At 73.2% G+C, this 12002-nt stretch carries 14 protein-coding genes; 7 read left to right on the top strand and 7 right to left on the bottom strand.

The window, feature by feature from the left end; genetic code table 11:
- Nucleotides 1-3 precede the first annotated feature (3 nt).
- The 3 genes from HDA32_RS12360 to HDA32_RS12350 all read right to left on the bottom strand — a co-directional run bounded on the left by HDA32_RS12360 (nucleotide 4) and on the right by HDA32_RS12350 (nucleotide 2821).
- Nucleotides 4-783, bottom strand: a complete 780-nt coding sequence (locus HDA32_RS12360) for a MerR family transcriptional regulator (protein ID WP_179643327.1) — start codon at nucleotides 781-783, stop codon at nucleotides 4-6.
- Between the two features lie 105 nt (nucleotides 784-888).
- On the bottom strand, nucleotides 889-2133 hold the full coding sequence (locus tag HDA32_RS12355) for an MFS transporter (protein WP_179643326.1): 1245 nt from the start codon (nucleotides 2131-2133) through the stop codon (nucleotides 889-891).
- 43 nt (nucleotides 2134-2176) lie between these two features.
- Nucleotides 2177-2821 carry an ArsR/SmtB family transcription factor gene (locus HDA32_RS12350; RefSeq protein WP_179643325.1) on the bottom strand — a complete coding sequence of 215 codons (645 nt, stop codon included), beginning with the start codon at nucleotides 2819-2821 and terminating at the stop codon, nucleotides 2177-2179.
- Nucleotides 2822-2949: 128 nt separating this feature from the next.
- Between HDA32_RS12350 and HDA32_RS12345 the strand changes: the two genes are divergently transcribed.
- Nucleotides 2950-3612, top strand: coding sequence for a class I SAM-dependent methyltransferase (locus HDA32_RS12345; RefSeq protein ID WP_312863155.1), 663 nt, complete (start codon nucleotides 2950-2952; stop codon nucleotides 3610-3612).
- A 14-nt stretch (nucleotides 3613-3626) separates the two neighbouring features.
- Here the strand turns inward: HDA32_RS12345 and HDA32_RS12340 are convergent, their stop codons facing one another.
- The gene (locus tag HDA32_RS12340) at nucleotides 3627-3914 is read right to left on the bottom strand and encodes a sulfurtransferase TusA family protein (protein WP_179643323.1); all 288 of its coding nucleotides are present in this window, start codon (nucleotides 3912-3914) and stop codon (nucleotides 3627-3629) included.
- Nucleotides 3915-3976: 62 nt separating this feature from the next.
- On the opposite strand from HDA32_RS12340, the gene HDA32_RS30615 reads away from it, so the two are divergent.
- The gene (locus tag HDA32_RS30615; RefSeq protein WP_246334310.1) at nucleotides 3977-4531 is read left to right on the top strand and encodes a tyrosine-type recombinase/integrase; all 555 of its coding nucleotides are present in this window, start codon (nucleotides 3977-3979) and stop codon (nucleotides 4529-4531) included.
- Nucleotides 4532-4679: 148 nt separating this feature from the next.
- On the opposite strand, the gene HDA32_RS12330 is transcribed toward HDA32_RS30615, so the two are convergent.
- From HDA32_RS12330 to HDA32_RS12320, 3 genes are all read right to left on the bottom strand, one after another.
- Nucleotides 4680-4973 (bottom strand): 4a-hydroxytetrahydrobiopterin dehydratase, encoded by a 294-nt coding sequence (locus HDA32_RS12330; RefSeq protein ID WP_179643322.1) that lies wholly within the window; start codon nucleotides 4971-4973, stop codon nucleotides 4680-4682.
- Nucleotides 4974-5090: 117 nt separating this feature from the next.
- Nucleotides 5091-6092 carry an iron chelate uptake ABC transporter family permease subunit gene (locus HDA32_RS12325; protein WP_179643321.1) on the bottom strand — a complete coding sequence of 334 codons (1002 nt, stop codon included), beginning with the start codon at nucleotides 6090-6092 and terminating at the stop codon, nucleotides 5091-5093.
- Between the two features lie 279 nt (nucleotides 6093-6371).
- Nucleotides 6372-7151, bottom strand: coding sequence for a hypothetical protein (locus HDA32_RS12320; protein ID WP_218883485.1), 780 nt, complete (start codon nucleotides 7149-7151; stop codon nucleotides 6372-6374).
- 167 nt (nucleotides 7152-7318) lie between these two features.
- On the opposite strand from HDA32_RS12320, the gene HDA32_RS12315 reads away from it, so the two are divergent.
- From HDA32_RS12315 to HDA32_RS12295, 5 genes are all read left to right on the top strand, one after another.
- Nucleotides 7319-8365 carry an AAA family ATPase gene (locus HDA32_RS12315; protein WP_179643320.1) on the top strand — a complete coding sequence of 349 codons (1047 nt, stop codon included), beginning with the start codon at nucleotides 7319-7321 and terminating at the stop codon, nucleotides 8363-8365.
- The gene (locus tag HDA32_RS12310) at nucleotides 8362-9330 is read left to right on the top strand and encodes a DUF58 domain-containing protein (RefSeq protein ID WP_179643319.1); all 969 of its coding nucleotides are present in this window, start codon (nucleotides 8362-8364) and stop codon (nucleotides 9328-9330) included. The genes HDA32_RS12315 and HDA32_RS12310 overlap by 4 nt, the downstream gene beginning before the upstream one ends.
- 28 nt (nucleotides 9331-9358) lie before the next feature.
- Nucleotides 9359-10306: a VWA domain-containing protein gene (locus tag HDA32_RS12305; RefSeq protein ID WP_179643318.1), complete on the top strand. Its 948-nt coding sequence runs from the start codon at nucleotides 9359-9361 to the stop codon at nucleotides 10304-10306.
- 138 nt (nucleotides 10307-10444) lie between these two features.
- On the top strand, nucleotides 10445-11170 hold the full coding sequence (locus tag HDA32_RS12300) for an HAD family hydrolase (protein WP_179643317.1): 726 nt from the start codon (nucleotides 10445-10447) through the stop codon (nucleotides 11168-11170).
- A complete protein-coding gene (locus tag HDA32_RS12295) occupies nucleotides 11167-11997 on the top strand; it encodes an NUDIX hydrolase (protein WP_312863154.1) in 831 nt (276 codons plus the stop codon). Before HDA32_RS12300 ends, HDA32_RS12295 begins: the two co-directional genes overlap by 4 nt.
- Nucleotides 11998-12002 lie beyond the last annotated feature (5 nt).

Raw genomic sequence — 12002 nt, 5'->3', positions numbered from 1 at the left:
GGGTCAGTTCTCCTTGACGGGGTCGAGGGCGCCCAGCAGGCGGGCGGCCTGCCCGGCCGGGGAGTCGGGGTCGGGGCGGTGGTCGGGGTGGACGCCCACGTGCAGGTGCACCCGTTGGGGGGTGAAGTCGATGCGCAGGTCCAGGAAGGCGCAGCACTGCTGTTCGGCCGCGGCCAGTTCGGCGAGGCGCCCGGCCTTGTCCAGGGGCAGGCTCCAGGAGCTGCCGTGGGCGCGCGGGGTCGAGGCGGCCTGGGCCAGCAGCTCCCGCCAGGCGTCCAGGCGGCGTTCGTGCTCGCCCGCCTCCAGCAGGCAGGTGGCGCCGCCGGTGGCGGCCATGGGCAGGGCGCGCGGGTGCCCTTTGCGGTCGGGTGGTGCCAGGTCGGCCAGGAACGCGCAGCCCGGATCGCAGGGGGCGTCGCGGTCGGGCAACTGCTGCAGGCGGGTGCGGGCGGTGCGCAGCAGCGCCTGGAAATCTGCCAGCTCGGCGGCTCGGGTGCGGGCCTGGTCCAGCCGCTGCTCCAGGCGCGGGGCCAGGGCGGCCTTGATGCGCGCGCAGGGGTGGGCCGCCCACAGGGCGGTCAGCTCCCCGATCTCGTCCAGGTCCAGGCCCAGGCGTTTGGCGGTGGTGATGAACGCGAGCCGGTCCAGGGCGCGCTCGTCGTAGAGGCGGTACCCGGCCGGGGAGCGCTGCGCCGGGAGCAGACCCCTCTCCTCGTAGTAGCGCAGGGTGGTGGCCGCCACGCCGGAGCGTTCGGCCAGTTCGGAGACCCGCATCAGCACCATGCGCACACGGTAGGCCTTCGAGTCGACTCGAAGGTCAAGCCCGGGATGTGCGGGCACCGTGAACGGCCTCTCGGAGCTGGGCACTGAAGTCTTTCCGCGCCTCGGTCAGCTTTGCGGCGCGGCCCCAAGGCGTGCGGACCAGGCGATGGCGGGCAGAACCGCCAAAGCGAGCAGGCCGCCGATCAGCGACAGCAGGGCATAGCTTCCGGCGGCCACGACCATCCCCGAGGCCAGACCGCCGCCCGCTCCGGCCACGGCGATGGCCACGTCCACCAACCCCTGGGTGCGGGCGCGGGTGGACAGAGGGGCGGCGTCGGTGATGATCGCGGTGCCCGACACGATCCCGAAGCTCCACCCCAGGCCCAGCAGTGCCAGCGCCAGGGCCAGCAGTCCCACCGAGTGGGGCGGGGCCAGGGCGGCCAGGAGCCCGGCGGCCAGCAGCGTCACCCCCGAGGCGGCGGCCACCGGCAGGCGGCCCGCGCGGTCGGCCAGCAGGCCGCTGAGCGGGGAGGGCAGGTACATCGCGCCGACGTGCACGGCGATGACCAGGCCGGCCGCGCCCACCGAGTGGCCGTGGTGGGTCATGTGGATGGGGGTCATGGTCATGATGGCGACCATGACGAGTTGGGCCAGGACCATCACGACCGCGCCCAGCAGCAGCATCCGCGTGTTCGCGGCCACGGCATCGGTCTGCGGGCTGTCCGTGGCGGTGTCCTCGGTCACGGCTTGGGCGCGGGCGGTGGTGAGCGGGTCCGGGCGCAGCGCCAGCCCCAGCACCAGGGCGGCCGAGGCGTAGGCGAGGGCCGCCAGTAGGAAGGGCCCGGCCAGTTCCGGCACCCCGACCGTGCGGGCCAGGTCCCCCAAGGGGGTGACCAGGTTGGGGCCCACGACCGCGCCCAGGGTGGTGGCCACCATGACCGTGCTCAGGGCCCGGCCCCGGTGTCGGGGGGTGGCCAGGTCGGCTCCGGCGTAGCGGGCCTGGAGGTTGGTGGCGGTGCCCGCCCCGTAGACGAACAGGGACGCGAACAGCAGCACGACGTTGTCGGCGGCGGCCGCGGCGACCACGCCCACGGCCCCCAAGGCGCCGGCGGCGTATCCGGCGGCCAGGCCGGTGCGCCGTCCCAGGCGTTGGGAGGTGCGTCCGATCAGGGCCGCGGCGGCGGCCGAGCCGATGGTGAACAGGGCGCTGGGCAGTCCGGCCCAGCCGGCGCCGCCGAGCATGTCCTGGGCCAGCAGGGCGCCGACGGTGATGCCGGCGGCCAGTCCGGCGCCGCTGAGGACCTGGGCGGTGACCAGCACGGTCAGGATGCGCCGCTGGGCGGGGTGGGGTGCGATGGCGGTGGTGGTCATGAAACGAGGCCTTGTCGTCAGAGAGGGCGAAGAGGGCGGGGGGTCAGGCGGTGACGGCTACCCCGTCCGAGCGCCACTCCAGGACCCCTTCCTCCAGCAGGGCGGCGTTGCGGCCGTGGGCGCGCAGCAGGCGCACGGCGTCGTAGGAGAGCACGCAGTAGCGGCCCCGGCAGTAGGCCACGACCTCGGTGTCGGCGGGGATCTCGGCCAGGCGCTCGGCCAGCTCCTCCAGGGGGATGGACACCGCTCCGGGCAGGTGTCCGGCCTCGTACTCCTGGCTGGGGCGCACGTCCAGGACCAGGGCGGTGCCGTTGGCGGCCGAGGTCAGCAGTTCCTCGCGCCCCACGAGGCGGATGTCGTCGTGGTCCAGATAGGCGCGGCGGGCGGCCTCGACCTCGGCCTGGTGGGTGTCGGCCACACGGCACAGCACCGTCATCAGGGTGGCCACGTCGTCACCGGCCAGCCGGTAGAAGATCCTGGTGCCCTCGCTGCGGGCGGTGACCAGCCCGGCCTGGCGCAGCACCTGCAGGTGGGCCGAGGCGGTGGACAGCTTCAGCTCCACCGCGCCGGCCAGGTCCTGCACGGGTCGCTCGCCCTGGGCCAGTAGTTCGACGATCTCCAGGCGCTTGCCGTGGGCTAGGGCCTTGCCGGTGCGGGCGATGGCGTCGTACAGGTCGGTCTTGCTCATCCCAGCGTCTCCATAGTTCCATGTATCTTTGGAATAGATGGTATGCGCAAGAGGGGACCGCGGGGAAGTGTGATGGCCCACCTGTTCGTTCCCGGCGGCGCCGTGCGCCCCTACCGAAGGAGACCGACGTGGACACCGGCCTGGGCGCGTCCCAGCGCGAGCACTGGCAGAACACCTACGAACGCCACCCGCACATGTACGGCGCCGAACCCTCAGCCCCAGCCCGGCACGCCCTGGAGGTGTTCACCGCCCGCGGTGCCCGAACGGTGCTGGAGATGGGAGCCGGGCACGGGCGCGATGCCCTATGGCTGGCCTCCCGGGGACTACGGGTGCACGCCGCCGACTTCAGCGCCACCGCCCTGGAACAACTGGCCCGCACCGCCCAGGAACAGGAAGTGGCCGACCACGTGGACACGCACCTGCACGACGCCCGCACCCCCCTGCCCCTGGCGGATGACTCCGTCGACGCGGTCTTCGCGCACATGCTGCTGTGCATGGCCCTGACCACCACGCAGATCCACGCGCTCATGGGCGAGATCGGCCGGGTCCTGCGCCCGGGCGGCACGCTGGTGTACACGGTGCGCCACACCGGTGACGCCCACTACGGGACCGGCCTCTCCCACGGCGACGACATCTTCGAGCACGGCGGGTTCGCCGTGCACTTCTTCGACCGCGCCCTGGTCGACGACCTCGCCCGGGGCTGGGACCTGGTCGAGGTCGCCCCGTTCACCGAGGGCGAGCTGCCCCGGCGGCTGTGGCGTATCACCCAGACCAGGCCCGCGTCCGGGTGAGACCGGCTCCGCCCTCACACGGCGGGGTGCCAGGGGGCATCGGGCCGGGTCGCGCGCGGCGCCTGCGCGACCCGGAGCCCGTAGGCGGACCGGTCGAAGCCGTGGACGGGGCCCAGGTAGGTGTGGCCGGTCAGGTGGCACCAGGCGGGCAGGTCCAGAGGCGCGGCGGGATCGGTGGCGATCAGGTGCACCACCGTGCCGGGCGGCAACTCCTGCACACGGCCGCGTAGTTCGAGCAGCAGCCGCACACACGAGCGGTCGCCGCCGTCGACCACCACGGGGCGTTCCTCGGCGTCGTTCATGGGCCCGGTCCTGTCATCGGTGTCCTCGGGACGGCCGTGTCACCGGGATCCTCGCACGGGGCTTGTTCCGCTCGCCAAGAGCCCCGGCGGACCGGGCTCATACTTCTGGAAACACGATCCCTGCGGGCGCGGAGCCCACCTCAGCCACTTCTGGAAACACGGCCCGCCTCGGGCGGCCGCGCCGCACCCTCGACCTTCCCGGCGACCTGGCGGACGAGCTCACCGCCTCCACCGACCTGGGCAAGGACCGCACCGTCCCCCTGCACACCCAGGCCCGCGCCTCCATCTCGGCCGCCCCACCGCGGGGGCCGCTGGTGCGCAACCGCGGCGGCGGCGCACTGCCCACCCGGGCCGCCAACACCATCGTGTCCGCCCTCGGGGCCGCGGCCGGCATCGGCCCGGCCGACGACGGCGAACCCTTCGGGCCGCACGTGCTGCGCCGCACCTTCGGCACCGACCTCGTGCGCGGCCGCGGCGAGGCGGCCGCCGCACCGGTGGATGTGGTGCTGGTGGCCGAACTGATGGGACACACCCACCTCAACACCACCCGCCGCTACGCCCTGCCCACTGACGCCGACAAGACCCGCGCCCTGGCCGGGCTCACCACCGACCGGTGAGCCGGTGAGGGTCTACCGCTGAATCCTGTAGTAATCCTCCTCGACCCCCCGGTCCTGCTGCGGGCCTCGTCCATGCGCACTCCGGCGGGACCGCGCCCGCCGCCCGGCGGCTCCCCCGCGTACTCCCCGGGCATCGGAGGCGAAGCCCTCAGCCGGCGCCCTGTTCGGCGAGCCGGTCGATGCGCGCGGCCATGTCCAGGTCGCGTTCGGTGACGCCGCCGACGTCGTGGCTGGACAGCGTGAACGTCACGCGGGTGTAGCGGATGTCGACATCAGGGTGGTGGTTGGCCTCCTCGGCCTCCCGCGCCACCGCGTTGACCAGCGCGATCCCCGACATGAAGTCGGGCGCTTCCACGGTGCGCCGGACGGCGCCCGGCTCCTGCCGCCAGTCGTGCAGGTCGGCCAGGCCCGCGCTGATCGCCGCGTCGTCCAGAATCGCCATCGCCGCTGCCTCCTCGCCTCGTCGGGATCCGGATGCCTGGCCCCACCGTAGCCGCACCGAGGCCGCGCCGGGCCGAAGCGGCCGCCGCATGTCCCCGCCCCCGCCCAGCGGGCAGGGTCACGCCGCGACCCGCGCCCGGCGCCCGGCCGCCGCCACCGCCACCGCGACGGCCAGGCCGGCCGCGCCCGTCAGATAGCCCGCCGACACCTCCAGCGGCGGCGCCACCACCCGGCCCGCCACATCGCAGGCCAGCACCACCGCCGCGCCCAGCGGCGCGGCCACCGCGGCCACCCACCCCGGATGCTCGCCCACCAGCAGCCACGCGCCGCCCGCCGCAGCCAACCCGGCCAGCGCCACCGGCCCCGCCACGGCCACCGCCGCCCCGCACAGCAGCCCGGCCACCGCCCAGGCCACCACCCGCGCCGCATCCGGCGCCGGCCGCGGCAGCAGCCACGCCACCGCCACACCGGCCACCCCCAGCACCAGCGCCGCACCCCCCACCGGCACCGCCAGCTCAGAAACCGCCGGCGTCGCCCCCACCACGACCCGGCTCACATCCACCATCGCCGCATCCGGCACGCTCAGCACCGCCACGGCCACCGCCGCCCCCGTACACGCCACATCGACCGCCACCCCGGCCGCCACCACGAACCCGCCCCCGCCGGCCCGGCCGCGACGCCGCAGCAGCGGCCACACCACCAGGCCCGCCCCCACGGCCCCGGCCACCGCGCCCACCACCACCAGCGCGGCCACCGCGGCCGGCGGCGTCGACGCCGAAGCCAGGGCGCCGGCCGCCACCGCGCCCAGCATCGCCGCACCCCCCATCCCCCACAGCCGCACATCGGCCACCGGGCCGCGCCAGGCCACCTGCAGCAGCGCCGCGGCCACCCCCAGCGCGACCCCCGCGCCCGCCCCCGACACCAGCCGCGGCACCCGCAGCTCCGCCACGATGAACCGCGCCGCATCCGGCGCCCGCTGCGGCACGGCCAACGCGGCCACCGTCTCCCACAGCGGCAGCGGGAACGGCCCCACCACCAGCGCAGCCACCGCCGCCGCCACGGCCAGCACCCCGGCCGCCGCCGTCACCGCCAACCGCCACCCAAGGTGGTCGCCCACCATCGCCGCCGCTCCCCACCGCACAGACCGCCACAGACCAACCACGAACGAGGCCGAACCTATCCCGGCGCGCCCCGCGGCGCACCCGGACCGCCCGGCACCCCGCCGGCCCCGGGGCCCGCACCACCGCGGGCGGCGGCGACCCGGCAACCACCAAGGCCGGGACTGTTCCCAGGTCTTGGCCGGGCCCGTGCGGACCTGGTGGGGCTGACGGCAGCCTTCCCAGGTCATGCGGTGGTGCACGGAGAACCGCGGCCACAGCCTCCCGTTCCCGTCAACGATTTAGGCCAGGCCGTCGGGGTCGCGCGGGTCCACCGGCGAATCGGTGAAATCATCCTCGTCCAACGGCACCGACGGCACCTGCGTGCCCGGCTCCACGCTCGGCGAGGCATCAGGATCAGGACTGGGCGAAGCATCCTGCGGCCCCTGCGACCCGCTCGGCGAGGGCTGCGGCGACGACGGCGAACCGCTCCCCCCCGGACTCGGCAGGTCCGTCGGCCGCGAACCCGCCTCCTGGTGCAGGCCCGACAGATACAGGTACAGCACCACCAGCATCGCCAGAAACAGCAGCAGCAGCATCAGCAGACCGATGACCACCCCGCGGTTGGAATTGGGGTCGGCGCCCGCCGCCGCGCCCGCGCCGCCGCGCGGCCACGCCCACCGCGACGACACACCAGCATGCGCACCCGCCCAATACGGCGCATAGCCCGGCGCACCGCCGCCACCGCCACCCCCGCCCACCGACACCGGAGCCAAGAACGCCCCCGCACCGCCGCCACCGTGCTCCGCGGCCACCCACGCCGCCGCACCCCCCCTGGTGTTGGAGGCCAGCACCCGCGGCGGCACACCCTCAACCCCCACACCCCTCGACACCGCCGCGACGAAACGGTCCCGCGCCGCCGCATCAGCGGCCGCACCCTCACTCAGCACCGCCACGCTCACCGCGCGCCCGCCCGCATCATGGGCCAGATACACCACGCCCACCGGGCTCTCACTCAACCGCTCGCGCAGCCGAAACGCCCCCACCTGGCGGGGATCCTCATCCTGCAGCGGCCCAGACACCCGACGCGCCACCTCCCACGAGACCAACACCACACACGACCCCGCGAGCCCCCACCACCGGTTGCCGTCCCCATCAGCGGGTAGTCTCGCCGTTGCGCAACCATCAACGTACCCGGCGCGCTACCGCCCGCGCCCGGCCCCGCGGCAGCCAAGAGGAGACACACCCGATGGCCGATCCCGACGCACACCGCGAAACCGGCGACGCCGCGGACGCCACCCGCCTGCTGCGCGCGGCCCTGCACGAGGTCTCCACCGTCATCGTCGGCCAGGACCAGATGGTCGAACGCACCCTCGTCGCCCTCGTCGCCAAAGGCCACTGCCTCCTCGAAGGCGTCCCCGGCGTCGCCAAGACCCTCGCCGTGTCCACACTGGCCACCGTCGCCGGCGGAACCTTCAACCGCATCCAGTTCACCCCCGACCTCGTCCCCTCCGACATCGTCGGCACCCGCATCTACCACCCCTCCACCGAACAGTTCGACGTCGAACTCGGCCCCGTCTTCGCCAACTTCGTCCTCGCCGACGAGATCAACCGCGCCCCCGCCAAGGTCCAGTCCTCACTCCTGGAGGTCATGGCCGAAAAACAGGTCTCACTGGGCGGCACCACCCACCCCCTGCCCGACCCCTTCATCGTCATCGCCACCCAGAACCCCGTCGAATCCGAAGGCGTCTACCCGCTGCCCGAAGCCCAACGCGACCGGTTCCTGATGAAGGTCCCCGTCCCCCACCCCCGCGCCCACGAAGAACTCGAAATCCTGCGGCGCATGAGCACCCGCCCACCCCAGCCCCACCAGATCCTCGACCCCACCACCCTCAAAGAACTCCAAACCGAAGCCGAAACCGTCCAAGTCCACCAACTCATCGCCGACTACGTCGTACGCCTGGTCATGGCCACCCGCGAACCCCAGGCCTACGGGCTGGGCGACCTGCGCACCATCCTGGAGATCGGCGCCAGCCCCCGCGCCACCCTCGGCCTCGTCGCCGCCGCCCGCGCCCTCGCCCTCATCCGCGGCCGCGACTACGTCCTCCCCGAAGACATCCGCCTCCTGGCCCGCGACATCATGGCCCACCGCCTCGTCCTCACCTTCGACGCCCTCGCCGACGGCATCACCACCACCCAGGTCATCGACCGCGTCCTGGCCACCGTCCCGCCACCCCGCGTCATCTGGGACGAACCCCCCGGCTCCGAACCCGCCCCGGCCGCCCTGCGCACATGAACCGGCGCCCCGCACCCATCGACCCGCGCAGCCACGCCGCACTGCGCCGCCTGGACCTGCGCGTCGTACGCCGCCTCGAAGGCCTCCTGCACGGCGAACACCTCGGCCTGCGCCCGGGCCCCGGCAGCGAACCCGCCGAAGCCCGCCTCTACCAGCCCGGCGAAGACGACGTGCGCCACATGGACTGGTCGGTCACCGCCCGCACCACCACACCCCACGTACGCGACCTCGTCGCCGACCGCGAACTCGAAAGCTGGACCCTGCTCGACCTCTCCGCCAGCATGGACTTCGGCACCGCCGCCACCGAAAAACGCGACGTCGCCATCGGCGCCCTGGCCGCCGTCAACGTCCTCACCCAACACATCGGCGACCGCTTCGGCGCCCACTTCCTGCACCGCGGCCACATCCGCCGCTGGCCCGCCCGCTCCGGCAAAAACGCCCTCCTGGCGCTGCTGTCCACCGCCGCAGCCGCCCCCCGCACCCCCGCCCAAACCCCCGCAGGCCCCCACGACCTGCCCCAAGCCCTCACCGACCTCGCCCGCACCCGCCCCCGCCGCGGCCTGCGCGTCGTCATCTCCGACTTCCTCGACACCCCCGCCGCCCCCGACACCACCCCCGCCTGGCAGCGCCCCCTGCGCCAACTCGCCAACCGCCACCAGACCCTCGCCGTCGAAATCGTGGACCCCCGCGAACTCGACCTGCCCAACATAGGATTGGTCACGATGTCCGATCCGGAGACAGGGCGCACCCGCGAAGTCCACATGACAGCGCAACTACGGCAGCGCTACGCCCAAGCCGCCGCAGCCCAGCGCCACGCCATCCGCACCGCTCTACGCCGCTGCGGCGTACCACACCTGACACTGCGCACCGACCGCGACTGGATCATCGACGTGGCCCGCTTCGTGGTCCAACAACGCCGCACCGCCCACCGCCTGGCCCGCCACACACCCGCGGTCCCCAGATGACGCCGGCGAAGAACAAAGGAGACACAGCGTGACATTCCTGTCCGCAGGCCGCCTGTGGCTACTACTGCCGTTCCTCGCCCTCATCGTCGTCTACGTCATCCTCCAGAACCACCGCACCCACTACACCCTGCGCTTCACCAACCTCGCCCTCCTCGACCAGATCGCACCCAGGCGCCCCGGCTGGCGCCGCCACATCGCCGCAGCCCTGTTCCTGGCCACCATCGCCACCCTCATCCTGGCCTTCGCCCGCCCCGCCATGCCCGTACAGGTCCCCCGCGAACGCGCCACCATCATCGTCGCCGTCGACGTCTCCCCCTCCATGGCAGCCACCGACGTACGCCCCGACCGGCTCAGCGCAGCCAAAGAATCCGCACAAGGCTTCGTCGACACCCTGCCCGACCGCTTCAACGTCGGCCTCGTCGCCTTCTCCTCCACCGCCGCCGTCATCTCCTCCCCCACCCACGACCACCAAGCCGTCGCCGACTCCGTCGAAAACCTCCAGATCGCCCCCGGCACCGCCATCGGCGAAGGCGTCTTCGCCTCCCTGCAAAGCATCCAATCCTTCGACGACGAAGCCGACACCGACCCGCCCCCCGCCGCCGTCGTCCTGCTCTCCGACGGCGAAAACACCAGCGGCCGCCCCGTCTCCTCCGCCGCCGACGCCGCCACCGACGCCGAAGTCCCCATCTCCACCATCGCCTTCGGCACCGGCGCCTCCATCATCGAGATCAACGGCCAATACGTCGAAGCCAACATCGACAAAGACGCCCTCGAAAACCTCGCCACCGACACCGGCGGCCACTTCTACGAAGCCGAATCCGAATCCGAACTCGCCGACGTCTACAACGACATCGGCTCCTCCCTGGGCACCGAAACCATCCACGAAGAAGTCGTCGCCCACTTCGTCGGCATCGCACTCCTCCTCGCCGCCGCCACCGCCACCGCCTCCCTCATCTGGTTCCAACGCCTGCCCTGACAACGGCGCCCCCGCGGACAACACCCGCCCCGCCCGCCCCGGCCAATGCCCAGGGCCGACGCCCGCGCCCACACCCAGGCCCGCTACCGTGGATCCGTTTGCCCCGCACACCCCGACCACGGAAAAAACCAAGGAACCATGCCCGAACACCACCAGGCGCCCGCGGCCATCTTCTTCGACCTCGACGACACCCTGCTCGACGACCACGCCGCCAGCTCAAACGGCCTGCGCGCACTCATGGAACGACTCGGCCACCCCGACTTCCAAGCCGCCCGCCGCCTCTGGGACGTCCAAATCGACATCTCCTTCAACGCCTACATCGCCGGGCGCCTCACCCTCACCGAACAACGCCGCGAACGCGTCCGCGCCCTGGCCACCCAAGCCGGCCACTCCTGGATCAGCGACGACCACTGCGACGACCTCTACCGCCGCTACCTCGACGCCCACCGCGCAGCCTGGCACTCCTTCCACGACGCCGCCCCGGCCCTCACCCGACTCGCCTCCCACCGCATCCCCCTCGGCGTCATCACCAACGGCATCGAAACCCTCCAGCGCGACAAACTCGCCGCCATGGACATCACCCACCACTTCACCACCATCATCTGCGCCGACACCGCCGGCGCCGGCAAACCCGACCCCCGCATCTTCCACACCGCCTGCCGCCAACTCGGCGCAGACCCCCGCCGCTGCTGGCACATCGGCGACCAACTCCGTGCCGACGCCCTCGGCGCCATCTCCGCCGGCCTGCGCCCCATCCTCCTCGACCGCCACGGCAACCACCGCGGCCAGACCGACATCACCACCATCACCGGCCTCGACGAACTCCCCGGCCTGGCCGCCCCCACCGCGGCAGGACTCCTGTGACCACCCGCCCACCCATCCGCACCCTGCGCCGGATCACCGCCCACCTCATCGCCGCCACCGGCCCCGACCGCATCGCCGTCACCAAAGCCACCGACGGCACCTGGACCCTGCCCGCCGGCCGCGTCCACTTCGGCGACGACCCCGCCCACACCGCACGCACCGCCGCAGGCCTCCCCCCCGACACCCCCCTCACCCCCGCCGACGCGCGCACCGAGATCACCACCGTCGACGACGCCACCGGCACCCTCAGCATGCACATCGACCGCGTCTACTACACCGCCCCAACCCCCACCCCACACCCCCACGCCCTGCCCCGCAGCCAAGCCCTCGCCCTCCCCGCCCACCCCACCCCCGCCGAACTGCGCACCGAAGAACCCGCCCACCACCGCCACCGCCTACACCGCTTCGCCTCCTACGGCATCGTCACCGACCCCGCCGGACGCATCCTGCTCACCAAGATCGCCCCCGGCTTCCCCGGCGCCGACTCCTGGCACCTGCCCGGCGGCGGCGTCGACCACGGCGAAAACCCCCGCCAAGCCCTCCTACGCGAACTCGTCGAGGAAACCGGCCAGATCGGCGGAATCGGCGACCTCGTCACCATCACCCACCACCACCGCACCGGCCAGATCGGCCCCCACAGCGACAACACCGACATCGACGCCGTGTGGGTGTTCTTCCACGCCCACATCCCCCACCCCGGCGATCCCCACGTCACCGAAACCGGCGGCTCCACCGTCGACGCCGCCTGGTTCACCCCGCAAGACCTGCCGCACCTGAAACTCTCGACCACCGCCCGCCGCGGCCTGACCGCCCTCACCACGCGCTGACCACC

Origin of the sequence: Spinactinospora alkalitolerans, from assembly GCF_013408795.1 — a bacterium.
Lineage (GTDB): Bacteria > Actinomycetota > Actinomycetes > Streptosporangiales > Streptosporangiaceae > Spinactinospora > Spinactinospora alkalitolerans.
Note: the sequence above shows the minus strand (reverse complement) of the source record. Positions and strands in the feature narration are given on the sequence as shown.